The organism is Gammaproteobacteria bacterium, assembly GCA_034522055.1.
Lineage (GTDB): Bacteria > Pseudomonadota > Gammaproteobacteria > JAABTG01 > JAABTG01 > JAABTG01.
Genome location: JAXHLS010000002.1, coordinates 1801086 through 1817478, shown reverse-complemented (window position 1 = coordinate 1817478; position 16393 = coordinate 1801086). Strand labels below are relative to the sequence as shown.

At 66.1% G+C, this 16393-nt stretch carries 18 protein-coding genes and 1 other RNA gene; 11 read left to right on the top strand and 8 right to left on the bottom strand.

Translation table 11 applies throughout. From position 1 onward, the window contains the following. Window positions 1-264 precede the first annotated feature (264 nt). The 4 genes from U5S82_08900 to U5S82_08885 are packed head-to-tail and all read right to left on the bottom strand — an operon-like array spanning window position 265 to window position 4650. On the bottom strand, window positions 265-1536 hold the full coding sequence (locus U5S82_08900; protein ID MDZ7751764.1) for an FAD-dependent monooxygenase: 1272 nt from the start codon (window positions 1534-1536) through the stop codon (window positions 265-267). After that, window positions 1533-2753, bottom strand: a complete 1221-nt coding sequence (gene ubiH / locus U5S82_08895; GenBank protein MDZ7751763.1) for a 2-octaprenyl-6-methoxyphenyl hydroxylase — start codon at window positions 2751-2753, stop codon at window positions 1533-1535. The genes U5S82_08900 and ubiH overlap by 4 nt, the downstream gene beginning before the upstream one ends. Then, window positions 2753-4066 (bottom strand): Xaa-Pro aminopeptidase, encoded by a 1314-nt coding sequence (gene pepP / locus U5S82_08890; GenBank protein ID MDZ7751762.1) that lies wholly within the window; start codon window positions 4064-4066, stop codon window positions 2753-2755. Before pepP ends, ubiH begins: the two co-directional genes overlap by 1 nt. Before the next feature lie 23 nt (window positions 4067-4089). Next, window positions 4090-4650: a YecA family protein gene (locus tag U5S82_08885; protein ID MDZ7751761.1), complete on the bottom strand. Its 561-nt coding sequence runs from the start codon at window positions 4648-4650 to the stop codon at window positions 4090-4092. Window positions 4651-5016: 366 nt separating this feature from the next. Here U5S82_08885 and U5S82_08880 point away from each other — a divergent pair, with 366 nt between their 5' ends. The 5 genes from U5S82_08880 to U5S82_08860 all read left to right on the top strand — a co-directional run bounded on the left by U5S82_08880 (window position 5017) and on the right by U5S82_08860 (window position 6872). Then, the gene (locus U5S82_08880; protein ID MDZ7751760.1) at window positions 5017-5220 is read left to right on the top strand and encodes a TIGR02449 family protein; all 204 of its coding nucleotides are present in this window, start codon (window positions 5017-5019) and stop codon (window positions 5218-5220) included. A 1-nt stretch (window position 5221) separates the two neighbouring features. Then, window positions 5222-5530, top strand: a complete 309-nt coding sequence (locus tag U5S82_08875; GenBank protein ID MDZ7751759.1) for a cell division protein ZapA — start codon at window positions 5222-5224, stop codon at window positions 5528-5530. An 18-nt stretch (window positions 5531-5548) separates the two neighbouring features. After that, window positions 5549-5736: non-coding RNA, 6S RNA (ssrS, locus tag U5S82_08870), on the top strand. 39 nt (window positions 5737-5775) lie between these two features. Beyond that, window positions 5776-6381, top strand: coding sequence for a 5-formyltetrahydrofolate cyclo-ligase (locus U5S82_08865; protein MDZ7751758.1), 606 nt, complete (start codon window positions 5776-5778; stop codon window positions 6379-6381). A 26-nt stretch (window positions 6382-6407) separates the two neighbouring features. After that, window positions 6408-6872 carry an EVE domain-containing protein gene (locus U5S82_08860; protein ID MDZ7751757.1) on the top strand — a complete coding sequence of 155 codons (465 nt, stop codon included), beginning with the start codon at window positions 6408-6410 and terminating at the stop codon, window positions 6870-6872. Between the two features lie 33 nt (window positions 6873-6905). Here the strand turns inward: U5S82_08860 and U5S82_08855 are convergent, their stop codons facing one another. The 3 genes from U5S82_08855 to U5S82_08845 form a co-directional block, all read right to left on the bottom strand. Then, window positions 6906-7565: a hypothetical protein gene (locus U5S82_08855; protein ID MDZ7751756.1), complete on the bottom strand. Its 660-nt coding sequence runs from the start codon at window positions 7563-7565 to the stop codon at window positions 6906-6908. 214 nt (window positions 7566-7779) lie between these two features. Beyond that, entirely contained in the window at window positions 7780-8586 is an 807-nt protein-coding gene (locus U5S82_08850; GenBank protein ID MDZ7751755.1) for an OmpA family protein, read from the bottom strand. A 211-nt stretch (window positions 8587-8797) separates the two neighbouring features. Next, window positions 8798-9223, bottom strand: a complete 426-nt coding sequence (locus tag U5S82_08845; protein ID MDZ7751754.1) for a SufE family protein — start codon at window positions 9221-9223, stop codon at window positions 8798-8800. A gap of 318 nt (window positions 9224-9541) precedes the next feature. Between U5S82_08845 and phaE the strand changes: the two genes are divergently transcribed. From phaE to U5S82_08815, 6 genes are all read left to right on the top strand, one after another. After that, window positions 9542-10678: a class III poly(R)-hydroxyalkanoic acid synthase subunit PhaE gene (gene phaE / locus U5S82_08840; GenBank protein MDZ7751753.1), complete on the top strand. Its 1137-nt coding sequence runs from the start codon at window positions 9542-9544 to the stop codon at window positions 10676-10678. After that, window positions 10675-11745, top strand: coding sequence for a class III poly(R)-hydroxyalkanoic acid synthase subunit PhaC (locus U5S82_08835; protein MDZ7751752.1), 1071 nt, complete (start codon window positions 10675-10677; stop codon window positions 11743-11745). The genes phaE and U5S82_08835 overlap by 4 nt, the downstream gene beginning before the upstream one ends. A gap of 99 nt (window positions 11746-11844) precedes the next feature. After that, window positions 11845-13020: an acetyl-CoA C-acetyltransferase gene (locus tag U5S82_08830; GenBank protein MDZ7751751.1), complete on the top strand. Its 1176-nt coding sequence runs from the start codon at window positions 11845-11847 to the stop codon at window positions 13018-13020. 127 nt (window positions 13021-13147) lie between these two features. Then, complete coding sequence (phaR, locus tag U5S82_08825; GenBank protein MDZ7751750.1) at window positions 13148-13648, top strand: polyhydroxyalkanoate synthesis repressor PhaR; 501 nt, start codon at window positions 13148-13150, stop codon at window positions 13646-13648. A gap of 111 nt (window positions 13649-13759) precedes the next feature. Then, window positions 13760-14503: an acetoacetyl-CoA reductase gene (gene phbB, locus U5S82_08820; GenBank protein MDZ7751749.1), complete on the top strand. Its 744-nt coding sequence runs from the start codon at window positions 13760-13762 to the stop codon at window positions 14501-14503. Between the two features lie 116 nt (window positions 14504-14619). Then, complete coding sequence (locus U5S82_08815) at window positions 14620-14988, top strand: phasin family protein (protein ID MDZ7751748.1); 369 nt, start codon at window positions 14620-14622, stop codon at window positions 14986-14988. Between the two features lie 69 nt (window positions 14989-15057). Here the strand turns inward: U5S82_08815 and bioA are convergent, their stop codons facing one another. After that, on the bottom strand, window positions 15058-16392 hold the full coding sequence (gene bioA / locus U5S82_08810; GenBank protein ID MDZ7751747.1) for an adenosylmethionine--8-amino-7-oxononanoate transaminase: 1335 nt from the start codon (window positions 16390-16392) through the stop codon (window positions 15058-15060). Window position 16393 lies beyond the last annotated feature (1 nt).

Here is a 16393-nt window from a genome sequence, read left to right as displayed (position 1 = left end):
GCTAGCGGATGGCACCGGCCCGGCCCGCGGTATGCGCGGCGAGTTTGATTATCGGGATGAATCCCGACCTACATCCGTGCCAAAGGAACGGGCGGTGGGGGTAATGTGTAGGTCGGGCTGTAGGTCGGGCTTCAGCCCGACAGGCCCGTAGGTTGGGGTGAGGAACGAACCCCAACATGACCATGAATTTCGCGAATACCCGTTGGGGTTCGCAAGCTCACCCCAACCTACAGATACTTTCGCGTTTTTTCGCGTCTTTCGTGGTTAACCTTCTTTTTCCTGGAGGTCGGTAGAGCCTGCAGGTTGGGCCGAGCTTGCGGCCCGGCATAGGGCGGGCAGGTCGCCGTCGAGGCCCATGGCCTGGCGGATGATGGCGTTCTTAACGGGTGCGGCGCGATCGAACAGCGCCATGCCCAGGCCGCGCACCACACGCGCCGGGGTGATAGACAGGCCGAAGAGTCCCTTGAACCCCGCCATGGCCCCCTGCATGACCCGGTTGTGACCCCGCCGCCAGCGCTCGTAACGGCGCAGGGTCGCCTCGCCACCCAGGGACCGGCCGGCCTCGCGGGCCGCCACCAGCACCTCCGCCAGGGCAGCGGCATCCAGCAGGCCCAGGTTCACCCCCTGGCCGGCCAGGGGATGGATGGTGTGGGCCGCATCCCCCACCAGGGCCAGACACGATGCAACATAGCGTTCCGCGTGGCGCCGTATCAGCGGGAACACCGCCCGTCCCGTCACCGTCAGGGGACGGCCGAGACCCTGTTGGGTGGCCGCGCCGAGGCGCTCCAGGAACTCCCCCTCTTCCAAAGCCACCAACTCGGCCGCCGCCTCGGGCACCGTGGACCAGACGATGGAACAGGTATGGGCCTCGGGCAGGGGCAACAGGGCCAGGGGTCCGTCCTCGAGGAACCACTGGCGGGCCACATCATCGTGAGACTTCTCCAGACGAACGGTGGCCACCAGGGCATGGTGCCCGTAGTCTGAGGCGCCGTCGGCGATCCCCGCGAACCGCCGCACCACAGAATGGGCGCCGTCGGCCCCCACCACCAGACCGGCCTGCACCTCGCCTTCGTCCAGGGTCAGGATACGGCTGCCGTCGACACACTCCCCGAGCTGGCGGACACGCCGCGGCCGCCGCCAGGTCACGTTGTCCAGCTCGCGGATGCAGGCTTCGAGGGCGGCCACCACGACCCTGTTCTCGATGATGCAGCCGAGGTCCGGTTCGCCGATGTTGGCGCTGTCGAAGCGTATACACGCACCGCTCGCCACGTCCGTGACCTCCATGGCCTGATAGGGCGCGATACGGGCCTCCGCCATGGCGTCCCAGGCCCCCAAGTGGCGGAACAGGCGTTCGCTGGCACGACTGATGGCGCTGACCCGGTTGTCGAAGGGACCTTTTGCCGGGACCGGCTCCGACTCCGGCTCCCGAGACTCCACCATCACCACGTCGAAACCCGCCCGGCCGAGGGCCAGGCCCAGGGACGCCCCCACCATGCCGCCGCCCACGACGGCTACCTCGTGGCGCCGCACCATCATAGCGAACGCCCCCGCGCCAGCCGCGACTGCCGCCCCACGAGGCCCATGGTGGTGCGGGCCAGGCCGTGCTTGAGGGCGGGCAGCAGGTCCAGGGTCACGAGGCCCAGGTTGCGCGCCAGGGCCAGGGGCGGGAAGGGGTGGGAGAACAGCCGCACCAGACCGTCCGTGAACAGCGCGGCGCGGTTCTGGTCGGCACCGCGCCACCGGGCGTAGGAACGGAGCACCTGCGGGCTGCCGGGGTCCACGCCGCGGCGGCGGGCATCCACCACGGTCTCCGCCAGGGCGGCGGCATCCCGCAACCCCAGATTGAAGCCCTGGCCCGCCACCGGGTGGAGGGTATGGGCGGCGTTGCCGATCACCACGGCACGCGCCGCCACCTGCGCCCGCGCCCGGATCAGCCGCAGGGGGTAAACGGCGCGGCTGCCGGTGCGCACGAAGCGCCCGGCCCGCGCACCGAAGCGCTCCTGCAGGGCCGCCAGGAAGTCCGTGTCGCACAGGGCGAGCAGATCTTCCACCTGGCGGTGAGCCACCGTCCATACCATGGCGTACCGATTGTCGGGCATGGGCAACAAGGCCAGGGGACCGGTGTCGGTGAACCGTTCGAACGCCGTCTGCTGGTGGGGGCGATCGGGCAGCACGTTGGCGATCACCGCGGACTGGCCGTAGTCCCGGGTGCGCGCACCGATGCCCAGCGCGGCACGCACGGTGGATTCTCCACCGTCGGCGGCCACCAGCAACGCCGCCCGCAACCGCAGCTCTTCGCCGCCGCTCTCCACCGTGACCTCTACCGCATCGTCCTCCGGCGTCACCGCCACCACCAGGGCCGGCGCCACCACTCGCACGCCGCCCGCGCCGAGGGCCCGTTCCAGGGCTCGCCCCATGGCGCGGGCGGCTACCACATAACCCAGGGCCGGCACGCCCTCCTCGCGGGCCGTCAAACGGGTGGCGCCGAAATGGCCGCGATCGGAGATGTGAATGCGCCGGATGGGAGTGGCTCCCGGCGCCAGTTCCCGCCACAGCCCGAGGCCGTCGAGGATCCGCATCGAGCCGTAGGCCAGGGCGATGACCCGGTCATCGAAACCCGGGTGATCGTCGCCGCCGTAGGGCACCGCCTCGATGACGGTCACCCTGAGCCCCTGGCCCGCCAGCGCGGTGGCCAGGCTGGCCCCCACCAGGCCGCCGCCGGCGATGATGACATCGGCATCCAACCCGGACATCAGGCTCCGCCCGCCATGGTAGCCTCGATGTCATCCATCTCCTTGGGCGCCGCCGCGGTGAGCACCTCGCTGCCGTCGGCGGTCACCAGCACATCGTCCTCGATGCGGATGCCGATGTCGTGCCACTTCCGGGCCACCTTGGCGTGGGCGGCGGAGACGTAGACACCGGGTTCCACGGTCATCACCATGCCGGGCTCCAGCAGGCGCCATTCATTCTCCACCTTGTAGTCCCCGACATCGTGCACGTCCATGCCCAGCCAGTGGCCGGTGCGGTGCATGTAGAAAGGTTTGTAGGTGCCGTCGGCGATTATCTTGTTCAGGCGGCCCTTCACCAGGCCGAGGTCCTTCAGACCTTCGGCGATCACCGCCACCGCCGCCTCGTGGGGATCGTTCCAGTGGTTACCGGGGCGGACCTTGTCGATGGCGGCCTTCTGCGCCTCCAGCACTACCTCGTAGAGGGCCCGCTGGGCCGGCCTGAAACGCCCGTTGACCGGAAAGGTGCGGGTGATGTCCGAGGCGTAGTAATCGAACTCCGAGCCGGCGTCGATGAGCACCAGCTCGCCGTCGCGGGCGGTATCGGCATTGTCGATGTAATGCAGGACGCAGGCATTGGCGCCACTGCCGACGATGGAAGGATAGGCGGGGGAGCGGGCCCCCCCGGACATGAACTCGTGGATCAGCTCGGCCTCGAGCTGATACTCCTTGATGCCCGGCCGGCACGCCTGCATGGCGCGCACATGGGCGGCACAGGAAACCGCCATGGCCTGGCGCATGGCCTTCACTTCCGCCTTGCTCTTGAACAGACGCAACTCGTGGATGAGATGGTCGAGAGCCACGAATTCCCCCGGTGCATTGACACCGGCCCGCGCCCGCGAGCGCACCCGGTTGACCCAGTCCATGACCCGGCGGTCGAAGTCCGGATACACGCCCATGACGTAGTAGACCCGTTCGCGGTTTTCCATGAGGCCGGGCAGGATGTCGTCCAGGTCGCCGATGGGAAAGGCATCGTCGGCACCGTAGGACGCCACCGCGCCCTCCAGCCCGCTACGATAACCGTCCCATTGCTCCTTGTCGGGATCGCGCTCGCGACAGAACATCAGGTACTGGCCCCCGGAACGCCCGGGGATGAGCACCATTACGGCGTCGGGTTCCGCGAAGCCCGTGAGGTAGTAAAAGTCGCTGTCCGGGCGGAAGGGGTACTCCACATCGCGGTTGCGGGGACGCACCGGCGAAGTGGGCAGCACGGCGATGCTGTCCTCGCCCATGAGGTCCATGAGGCGTTTGCGCCGGCGGGCAAACTCTTTGCGGTCCACGGAATCAACGCTCTCCGTCTGGGTCAGTGCAGGGTATTCGTCTGCCCGCCGGCGGCGGCCGGCATGGTGCTTATCATCAATACGCCGATTCTAATGTATTCGATCAGCTCCACCAGGGCCTGCTCATCCGCCTCGCCGCCCTGGGATGCACCGATCTTGGTGAACTCATGGAGATCGGCGACGAACTCCTGCTCCTCGGGGTGCCGGTCCGCGCCGCCATCGTAACCACCGAGGCCGAGGCCATAAAGGAACCCGTCGCACCACTCGGCGAGGGCGCGGCTGCGCTGGAGGAGGGGCTCGTCGTCGCCCGGAAGCAGGGGAGTGAAGCCCATTTCCGGGCTGGCGAGCACGTCCCTGGCGTGATCGAACAGCAGCTGAAGGAGCTGGCTACTTTCCTGCACCAGGAGATCCGCCGGATCGGCATCGGGCATCACCTCCCCCAACCACGACTCGGGACGGGCGGCAGGCCGAATGCTCAGGATCCCGCACATGAGACCGTGGCAACCGGAGGCACTGACGGGAGAAGATACCCGATCGAGGGCGGCGCTCACCTGGGCGTGGGCCGGCGTCTGTTTATCGCTCATTCATCACCTCTGTGCTTTGGGTGTCATGCTACCACTTGGCCGCCGGGGGGCAATGGCGGCGCAATCCCGAAAGGGGCCTTCCGACCTGAAAAGCACCTCACAAACCCTAGTAAAAACAGTACGCAAGCAATTGACCCACCCCGCGAATCCCTCTATATTCACTGACAAATTCGGGTCGCCCGGGATCGCGGAGCGTCCATTCGAAGCGCTTCTATGCATTCATTAACGTGAAAGTCGCGAAGCACGAACTCCCCCTCTCCCTCTGGAAGAGGGATGGGGTGAGGGAACGAACATGGCGATACGCGCTCCGCTTTCATCATTTCGGGTGGCGTGTATCGCCATGAGAGTTAACAGGGTTTGACGCCAATGGAAAACGAGGACCTGCAAGCCCTCGAAAAACGCATAGAATTGCTGATCGAAAAATATCGCCGGCTGCAGGAAGAGAACCACGCATTGCGCCAGCAACAAGGCAATCTCATCACCGAGCGGGCCGCCCTCATCGAGAAATCCGAACAGGCGCGCTCACGTGTCGAATCCATGATCTCCCGTCTCAAGTCCATGGAGCTCTGAGATGGAAGACCAGCCGAAACCCATCAGCGTACAGATCCTGGACAAGGACTATCTCGTCGGCTGCCCGGAAGAGGAGAAAGCGGCGCTGACCGCCGCGGCCCGCTTCCTGGATGGCAAGATGCGGGAGATGCGTGACAGCGGCAAGGTCATCGGCACCGAACGCATCGCCGTCATCACCGCGCTGAACCTCGCCCACGAGTTGCTGCAGAACCGGGCGTCCCTGGACGAATACGCCGCAACGGTGGATGGCGGCCTGCGGCGTCTCACCGACCGCATTGATTCCACACTGCGGGGTGACAACCAGGGTTAAAAGAGGTACCTTCCGAGTAGCCCCCTGTGGTGCTCGCGAAGGGCTTAAGCAACCCTTTGAGCCTAATTAACTGCCCCTGGGGTCTTGGGTCATGGTGCCGTTGAGCATGTCCGTCTCAGAGCGGAAAGCCTGAAGCGCCATACTCCTAACCCCACTTGAACCACTGGTTCAAGGGTCAGGGCCCAGACGACACCTACGGGGGGCACTTCCATCGCCCTTGCTCCATTTTGCAGCGGCATCCGGTCATGAATATCCGCCAGTCCATTCGCCGCGAGATACGCGCCCGGCGGCGTGCCCTCACGCCCATGGACGCGAAACGGCATGCCCATCGGGTGGCACGACGACTGCTGGCGCATGGCCCCGTACGCAACGGCTCCCATATCGCCGTCTACCTGCCGAACGACGGTGAGATGAGCCTGGTGCCCCTCATCGGGCGCCTGTGGCGCATGCACAAACGTTGTTACCTGCCCGTGCTCTTCGGCAAGCGACTCTGGTTCTACCCTTACCGGCGCCACGACCGCCTGCGACCCAACCGCTTCGCCATCCCGGAGCCGCGGGTCCACCCGCGCCGGCGGCGGCGCCTGCAGTCCCTGGACGTGGTGCTGACCCCTCTGGTGGCCTTCGACGGGGCGGGCAATCGCCTCGGCATGGGAGGCGGCTTCTACGATCGTACCTTCGCCTACCTCGGCCGCCGGCGACGCTGGCGGCGCCCCATCATCCTGGGAGTCGCCCACGCCTTCCAGGAGGTCGAGGCCCTGCCGGCCCAACCCTGGGACGTGCCCCTGTCAGGCATCGTGACGGAACGGGAACTGCGGCTGTTCCCGGCGCCACCGCCCACGCCATCCTCCTGAACCACCAAACGCCGGAGCCCCGCACCATGGCCAAGCAATACTGGTTGATGAAGTCCGAGCCCAACGAGTTCAGCATCGACGACCTGGAGGCCCGGCCCCACCAGACGGAACCCTGGGACGGGGTGCGTAACTACCAGGCTCGCAACATGATGCGTGACCAGATGAAGAAGGGTGACCGCATCTTTTTTTACCATTCCAACTGCGATGTGCCGGGCATCACGGGCATCGCCGAGGTGGCCGGCAAGAGCTATCCCGACGCCACCGCCTTCGATCCAGAAGACCACCACTACGATCCCAAGAGCGACCCCGAGAACCCGCGCTGGTATCTGGTGGACGTGAAGTTCGTGCGCAAGACCAAACGCACCATCCCCCTAGCGGAGCTGAAGGATCACCCCGAACTGGCGGACATGCCCCTGGTGCGCCGGGGCAACCGCCTGTCGGTGATGCCCGTGACCCCCGAGCAGTGGAAGTTCATCCTGTCCCTGGAGTGAGGGCAGAAGCTTCGGGGGCCCGCGCATCCGGCATCACCCGTTTCGCGGACGACTCCGAAGGCCTATGAGGCCCAACAGGGCGCTCCCCAGCAGCCAAACGGCTGCGGGCACGGGGACCGGGGCCACGGCGAAGGTGCCGAAGGGCACGGCCGCGGCGGTGGCCGCCGCATCCAGGTCGTCGAGGGCGTCCACCCCGCCGAAGCCCCAATGGGCGATGGCAAAGGCGCTGCCGTCAGGGCCCGTTCCGGACTGGCGATAGGCCCAGCTGTCCAGGTATTCCCAGGGCTGGCCATCGCCGTCCACGTCGATCTCACCGAAGACGTCCACCACCATACCGTTACGGAACAGCTCCACGGCGTCGTCGCCGTTGACAGTGGCACTCGTGGTGGTGAAGTCCGGCGCGAAGCCGAATACTGCGTTGAAGTTGGTGGCCTCGCTGGCGATGTAGAGGAAATCGCCCGCCGCGGCGTCCCCGGACAGGGCGAATTCCTGTCCATCGCTGCCGTCGCCGTTGTTGGCGCTGCCGAATCCATAGATGGAGAGGTCGGCGATATCCGAGCGGGCGAACAGTTCGACGGCCTTGGGCGTACCCCTGGACAGGGGCCCGTCCATGATCCCGGTGATGATGAGGTCGGAGGCGGTAGCCGGGGCGGCGGGGAGAAGCAGAGAGGCGAGTACGAGTCCTTTTTTCATGGCAGCATCCTTTTGTAATTAAAGGAAGGCCGCACAACGCCCCAGCCTTCCTTAGCCAGTGGGTATCGATACAAACGAGGCTTTATTCTAGTCCATTCTGTCGGAATGTGAAGCCCCACCGCCATTCAATATCACCGGACGGCGCGAACGGCCATTCAAGACAAAAAAACGGCGCCCGCGGGCGCCGTTTGATTCACTGCCGAGGATCTGCCCCTCAGCGGCTGACCTTGAACTCCACGCGACGGTTCTTGGCCCGCCCTTCCTTGGTGCTGTTGTCGGCCATGGGCATGGATTCACCCTTGCCTTCGGCCTTCAGCTTGCTGGAGGGCACGCCCTTGTCGATGAGGTAGTGCATGGCATTCACCGCGCGCTTCTCGGACAGGTCCATATTGTAGTCCGCCGTACCGGTGCTATCGGTATGACCGACCACCGTCGCGGATTTGAAGTTGCTGGACTCGAGACTGCTGGCAATGTTGTCCAGCGCCGCCTTGCCGGCGGTGGTCAGGGTGGCCTTGTCGAGGTCGAAATTGACGTCGCCGAGCACGATGGCCTGCTCACAACCGACGGCGTCCACTTTCACGCCCTTCGGGGTACCGGGGCACTGATCCAGCGCATCGGTCACGCCGTCGCCGTCACTGTCCAGGGGGCAGCCGCGATCATCCACCGGGGTCCCCCGCGGGGTGCCGGGGCATTTGTCCTTGTAGTCCGGTACGCCATCGCCGTCGCTATCGAGAGGGCAACCCACCGCGTCCACGGCCACACCCTTGGGGGTACCGGGGCAGCGGTCCTTGCTGTCCAGCACGCCGTCGCCGTCCGCGTCGCCGTCCGGCATGATACCAGCGCACTCGGGGGAGGTGCGTCCACCCTTCACTTCCCAGCATTCTCCGTAGGCATTGGTGGGGATGCCGTCCTTGCCGACGCCGAGGTAGGTGGGCTCCGCGACCACCTGGCCGGTGAAGGCCAAGCCGAAGGCCGCGGCGGAAATCATTACCGCCTTGTTGAATTTCTTTGTTGCTATCATTGAGGCTCTCCCTCTAGTTGCTTGAAGATTCTAAAACTTATTTAAGCTACTTTACGGCGCGGCGCCATCCCTAAGCACGGCCAAACCGCCCTACACAGTACTTGCAGGCAAGCATAACGCAAAAATATGGAAAATATTAAGTATTTGTGGCTTTCCAGATGAATAATCGTGGTTCCGGCGCTACAAAGGGCCCCTGGGCCATGGCCGCCCCTCAGACCACCTCTTTGGGCTCACAACTGCGGGCGATGTCCCTGAGCCGCTGGACCATGGCATACATGCCCACGTGGCGTTGGGGACTGAGGTGGTCGAACAGCCCCAGCTGGTCGAACATCGCGTCGGCATCGAAGGCCTCCACTTCTTCCGGGCTGCGACCTTCGTACATGATGGCGAGCAGGGTCGCCAGACCCCGTACGATGGGCGCCTCGCCGTCCACCCGGAAGGTCATGGCAGGATCCTCCGGGCCGCGCCGATTGCCCACGATCCACACGTTGCTCATGCAACCGTGGACCTGGGTGTCGTGAGTCTTCTCATCCTCGAGCAGCCCCGGCGCCTTCTCGCCCAGTTCGGCGATGAATTCATAGCGGGCATCCCAGTCCCCCAGGAAATCGAAAGTCTCCACCAGATCTTCAAGATTCATAGCCGCATACTAGAAACGAGCCGCCGGCTTTTCACCATAACAGGGCTATGGGTTTGCCTGTCATCGGCAACCCAGCGCCCTCCCGTAACCGGCACCGCGTATGTTGCGATGCAGCAATTACGCTGCTAGCATAACCCGTCGATTGGTGTAACAACCTCCGTGAAGGTGTGGAGGTATACGGCCTTTCCCGAGTGATCCAGGGACGGGCCATTACAGCAATCGCGTAAGCCCGGCCCGGGCATGAACCGCGTCCGGCGCGGCCGATTCAATCCAGGACGAATCGAATCGACATTTATCCAAGAAACGGAGACACCGCCCATGGCTGACGACCCCATCACCGACTGGACCACCAACTGGCTCCAGGCCCAACACCGCTACTGGGATGCCTGGCAGCAACTGTCCAAGCTGGGAAGCCCCCAGCCCGAACCGCGCAAGGACCCCTGGAGCGAAGCTCTCGACCAATGGTGGAAGGCGGTATCCCCGGCCGCGCCCGATCCGGTGCAGGGTTTCTACAACCAACTCGTGGAACAGGGCAAGCAGTTCATGCGCACGTCAGAGACCCTGCGCCACAGCCTGATGCCGGACGCCGCTGTCCCGCCCAACCAGTGGGCCACCGCCGTGGAGGGCTCCCTGAACGCCCTGCGGGACCTGTTCGCCCAGGGTGCCCAAGGCAAGGACAAGGATGGCCGCGAGGCCTTGCACCAGATGTTCAGCTTCTGGGAACTGCCGGTTGACACCTGGCAGCGCTGCGCCTCGGTACTGTGCGGTTTCCCGGGCGACGCCCTCGGCGCCTTCAAGCCCGGCAGCGACCCCGGCGACGGCACGGAGATGTTCCAGGAGCATGTGGAGCGTTTCCTATCGGCCCCGGGCCTCGGCTACACCCGCGAGCACCAGGAGCAACACCAGACCTTCATGCGTGCCTTGATGGCCTATCAGGCGGCCTTACAGGAGTACAATGAGCAGTTCACGAAGATCGCCATGAACTCGGTGGACCGCTTCCGCGAGACCCTGTTGGCGAAGGGCGGCGGCGATGACACCATCACCACCCTGCGCGGGCTCTACGACCTGTGGGTGGATGTGTGCGAAGAGGTCTACGCCGAGCAGGTCTTCACCGAGGAGTACAGCGCCGCCCACGGCAAGCTGGTGAACGCCCTCATGGCGGTGAAGCTCCAGGGCCGCACCATGGTGGACGAGGCGGTGGGCACCCTAGGCCTGCCCACCCGCCGAGAGGTGGACAGCATCGAGAAACGCGTCCAACAACTGCGCCGGGAGATCCACGCCAGGGCCCCCGCCGCCGCGCCGGCCCAGGCCCCGGCGGCCAGCCCGTCACCACCACCCCGCGCCGAGGCACCGCCCGCCGCGGCGAGGGCGACGGCCCCCAAACGGGCCGCAGTCAAGAAGAAGGCGGCGCCCCGGAAGCGCCGCGCCACCACCACCAAGGGGGCCAGCAAATGATTCCAGTGAATATCAGACCCGACCAGGCAACCCAGGAGGTCATGGAATTCGGGCGCAAGCTGGGCGAGGGCATGAAGCACCTGTTGGAACTCGACGAGATCGAGACCGGGGTCACGGACAAGGAGACCGTGTACCGGGAGGACAAGCTGCGGCTCTACCATTTCATCCACCCCGATGGCGACGCCCCGACCAACCCGGTGCCCACCCTCATCGTCTACGCCCTCGTGAACCGTCCCTACATGACAGATATCCAGGAGGACCGTTCCATGGTGCGGGGCCTGTTGCACGGCGGCCAGGACGTCTATCTCATCGACTGGGGCTACCCCGACCGGGCCGACCGCTTCCTCACCCTGGACGACTACATCAACGGCTACCTGGACCGTTGCGTGGACGTGCTGCGGGAGCGCCATGGCGTCGATGCCGTCAACGTCCTGGGGATCTGCCAGGGCGGCACCTTCAGCCTGTGCTACTCGGCGCTCCACGGCGACAAGGTCAGGAACCTCATCACCATGGTCACCCCGGTGGATTTCCACACCCCGGACAACCTGCTGGGCCACTGGTCCAAGCACGTGGATGTGGACCTGGTGGTGGACACCCTGGGCAACGTCCCGGGCGAACTCCTCAACTGGACCTACCTGATGCTCAAGCCCTATCGCCTGATGGGCCAGAAGTATCTGCAGATGGTGGACCAGCTGGAGCAATCCGACTCCGCCAGAAACTTCATGCGCATGGAGAAGTGGATCTTCGACAGTCCGGACCAGGCGGGCGAGGCCTTCCGGCAGTTCATGAAGGACTTCTTCCAGGACAACAAGCTCATCAAGGGCCAGGTCAGGCTCGGCGGGCACACCGTGGACCTGGGTGACATCACCATGCCCGTGCTCAACGTCTATGCCACCAACGATCACCTGGTGCCGCCCAATGCCTCCATCCCCCTCCAGAACTTCGTCGGCACCTCCGACTACCGGGAGATCGCCTTCAAGGGCGGGCATATCGGCATCTATGTGAGTGGCCGCGCCATGCGGGAGATCCCGCCGGCCATCTCCGAATGGCTGGATGCCCGCAGTTGAGAAGGACCGACGGGGCCCGGGCCGCCGCGGCCCCGTTCAAGCGATAGCCCGCAGACCCCGGGGCGCTGGGCCCCCGCGAACATCAGGAGAGAGAACCCCATGACCGATACCGTAATCGTCGCCGGTGCCCGCACCGCCATCGGCAACTTCAACGGCGGGCTGTCGTCCCTGCCCGCATCCGAGTTGGGCACCATCGTCATCGGCGAGGTGCTGAGGCGGGCCGGCGTGGCCCCCACCGAGGTCTCCGAGGTGGTCCTCGGCCAGGTGCTCACCGGCGGCCAGGGTCAGAACCCGGCCCGCCAGGCCGCCCTCGGTGCCGGCCTGCCGGCCGAGGCCACCGCCTACGGCATCAACCAGGTCTGCGGCTCCGGCCTGCGGGCCGTGGCCCTCGCCCACCAGGCCATCCAACTCGGGGACGCCACCGTGATGCTGGCCGGCGGCCAGGAGAGCATGAGCCGCGCCGTCCACGCCATCCACCTGCGCGACGGCACCAAGATGGGCGACGCCAGCCTGGTGGATACCATGATCAGCGACGGCCTGTGGTGCGCCATGAACCAGTGCCACATGGGCAACACGGCCGAGAACATCGCCCGCGAGTGGGGGCTGGACCGCACGGCCCAGGACGAGTTTGCGGCCGCCTCCCAGCAGAAGGCCGAGGCGGCCCAGAAGGCCGGTCGCTTCCAGGAGGAGATCGTGCCGGTGACCATCAAGGGCCGTAAGGGCGATACGGTGGTGGATACCGACGAGTTCCCGCGCGCCGGCACCACCGCCCAAGGACTCGCCAAGCTCCGCCCCGCCTTCTCCCCCGACGGCACGGTAACGGCGGGCAACGCCTCCGGCATCAACGACGGCGCCGCCGCGGTGCTCGTGATGTCGGCGGCGGAGGCCGAGCGCCGGGGCCTCCAGCCCCTGGCCCGCATCGTCTCCTGGGCCACCGCCGGTGTCGACCCGGCCTTCATGGGCACGGGCCCCATACCCGCCAGCCGCAAGGCCCTGGAGAAGGCGGGCTGGGGTGTGGATGACCTGGACCTCATCGAGGCCAACGAGGCCTTCGCCGCCCAGGCCATGGCGGTCAACCGGGACATGGGCTGGGACCTGGAGCGGGTGAACGTGAACGGCGGCGCCGTGGCCCTCGGGCACCCCATCGGCGCCTCGGGCGCCCGCGCCCTGGTGACCCTGCTCCACGAGATGCGTCGCCGCGACGCCCGGCGCGGCCTCGCTACCCTGTGCATCGGCGGCGGCATGGGCATCGCGCTGTGCGTGGAACGGCCCTGACGGCCCGCCTTGCACGCCCTCGCCGGGTGGTTCAGCATCGTTCTTCCCACCGTGGCCGCGGCGGGCCTGTTCCTGCCCCTGCGGCCACCCACCCCACGAGCCCCCTTCCAGAGGTGACAGCGCCGGCATGACGTCAAAGAAACCCAGGATCATCAAGAAGTACCCCAACCGCAGGCTCTACGACACCACGGACAGCAAATACGTCACCCTCGCCCGCATCCGCGAGCTGCTGCTGGAGGGAGAGCAGATCCAGGTCTTCGACTCCATCAGCGAGGAGGAGATCACCCGCCAGATCCTGATGCAGATCATCACCGAGCAGGAGAACAGCGATTCCCCCCTGTTCTCCACCGACCTGCTGGCAAAGCTCATCCGCCTCTACCAGGGTGCGGTACCCGGCGTATTCCATGAGCACATGGAGAAGAGCTTCGACATGTTCCTGCAGCAGCAATCCCTGTACCAGCAGCAGGTACGCAGCGCCCTGGGCACCGACGACCCCTTGAAGGCGTTCTCGGAACTCACCCAAAAGAATCTGGAAACGTGGCGGGAAATGCAGGAGAACGCCCTCAGGATTTACGGACTCGGGGGGCGGGAAAAAGACAATACGGAGGATCCGGACCCGAAAAGGTGAGCATTCGCTGCCGCCGGCCCGGCACCGGGCCGCGACCAGGCGGCATCCCGGTAATCCGCCGCCAGGCGGACTGCCATTCATTGATATGACCATAGGACTGGAGACAAGGGTATGAGCAAGCGTGTGGCGTTGGTAACGGGAGGCATCGGGGGCATCGGCACGGCCATCTGCCGCCGGCTGGCGAGCGAGGGCATGACGGTGGTGGCCAATTATCTGCCCGCCCTGAAAGAGGAGGCCGATGCCTGGCAACAGGCGGAACGGGAGAAGGGCTTCGAGTTCGCCCTCGCCTCCGGTGACGTGGCGGACTTCGAGGACAGCCGGCGCATGGTGCAGGCGCTGGAGGCCGAGGTGGGCGCGGTGGATGTACTGGTGAACTGCGCCGGCATCACCCGCGACAAGTCCTTCCGCAAGATGGAGCCGGAGCAATGGCGGGCGGTCATCGAGACCAACCTGTTCAGCGTCTTCAACGTCAGCAAGCAGGTGGTGGAAGGCATGACCTCCCGGGGCTGGGGCCGCATCGTCAACATCTCTTCGGTCAACGGCCAGCAGGGCCAGTTCGGCCAGACCAACTACTCGGCCGCCAAGGCCGGCGTCCACGGCTTCACCATGGCCCTGGCGCGGGAGACCGCGGCCAAGGGGGTCACCGTGAACACCGTATCGCCGGGCTACGTGGAGACCGCCATGACCGCCGACATGGGCGAGGAGATCCTGGCCCAGATCGTCGCCAGCGTGCCCGTCGGCCGCATGGGCCGGCCCGACGAGGTAGCGGCCTGTGTGGCGTTCCTGGCCAGCGAGGATGCGGCCTACATCACGGGCACCGACCTGTCGGTCAACGGCGGATTCCGCATGGGTTGAGGGAGAGGACTTTCCGCCTCGGGACCCTTGACAGCCCCCCCCGGCGGGGCTATGCTGCAATGCAACAAATGCTGCATCGCAGCATGATTGCAGACAAGCCGTCAAGGAGGCTACTCATGAACAAGCAATACTTCGATACCATGAACGACGCGGGCCGCCAGGCCTACGATTTCGGCCGCCAACTGGCCGACATCAACATGCGCGCCTTCGACCGCCTCACGGCCGCCCAAACCAAGGCGTGGAGCGAGGCCGTGGAGAAGGGGTTCGCCCAGGCCAGGCGCCTGGCCGAGGCCAAGGGTTACAAGGACGTGGTCGACGTGCAGATGGATATGGCCCAGGACGCCTCCCAGTCCGCCGTGGCCCAGAGCCGCGAATCCGTGGAAGTCCTCACGGGCACCCGCGACGAGCTGGTGAAGGCCTACGAGAAGGGCTTCGCCCAGGCGGCCGGGGAGGTCAAGAAGGCCTCTCCCAAGCAGGCCGCGTGAAAAACGTTTCCGCCGCGAAGCACCCCAAGACCCCGGCCCTGCCGGGGTTTTTTTTGCCCGCCCCCCTGGTCACGCCCCCCGGCAGCGGGCGATGCCCTCGCCGATGACCTCGTAGGCCCGGGCCAACTGCTCCCGGGTGACGCAGTAGGGTGGCATCAGGTACACCACGTTGCCCAGGGGGCGGATGAGGAAGCCCCGCTCCATGAAGAAGGCCTTGAGACATGGCCCCACCGCGGCGCGATAACCGGCTCCCGCGACTTCCACGTCGAGGGCCGCGATGGTGCCCGTCACCCGCGCGCGCGCCACCCCGGGCCAGTCGCGGGCCGCGGCCATGAACTCTCCATGCCAAGCGGCGATGGCCGCCAGGCGCGCGGCGGTGTCGGAGGACTCGGTGAGTTCGAGGGAGGCCAGGGCGGCGGCACAGCCGATGGGATTGGCGGTGTAGGAATGGCCGTGGATCAGGGCCTTGTCGAAATCATCCGCGTAGAAGCCCTGATAGATGGGCTCCCGGGCCACCGTCACCGCCAGGGGCAGGAAGCCCCCCGTCAGGCCCTTGGACAGGCAGATCATGTCCGGCGTCACGTCACAGGCCCGGCAGGCGAAGAGGCTGCCGGTGCGGCCGAAGCCCGTCATGATCTCATCGAAGATGACCAGCACGCCCGCCTCCCGTAGCCGCGCCGCCAGCCGATGGACGAATCCCGGACGGCACATGCGCATGCCCCCCGCACCCTGCACCAGGGGCTCCAGGATCATGGCCGCAGTGTCGTCGCCGAAACGCTCCAGATAGGTGTCCAGGGCCGCCAGGGCGGCCTCCTCCTTACGTTCCACCTCGTCATCACCCTGCCAGGTGTGGGGAAACGGCAGGGTGTCCACCCGGAACATCATGGATTCGAAGGCCCCGAAGAAGCCCGACGACCGGCCCGCCGACATGGCCCCCACGGTATCGCCGTGGTAGCCACCCTCGAAGGCCAGGAACCGGGTACGGGGCCGGCCCTGGTTGAGATGAAACTGCAGCGCCATCTTGAGGGCCACCTCCACCGCCGTGGAGCCGTCGTCGGAGAAGAAGACCCGCTCCAGATCCCCCGGCAGCAACCGCGCCAGGGCCGTTGCCAGGGCCACCGCCGGAGGATGGGTGAAGCCGGCGAAGATGACCTGTTCCAGCGTCGCGGCCTGGCGGGCGATGGCCCCGGCGATGTGGGGATGGGCGTGACCATGAATGTTCACCCACCAGGAGGAGATCATGTCCAGGTAGGTGTTGCCGGCGGCATCCGTGAGTTCGATACCGCGCCCGGAGACGATGGGCACCGGGTCCGGTGCCGTCTTCTCCTGGGTGAAGGGATGCCAGAGGTGGCGGCGGTCGCCTTCCACCAATTCCCGGTAGTACCCGTCCGGCTGCTGCGCCATG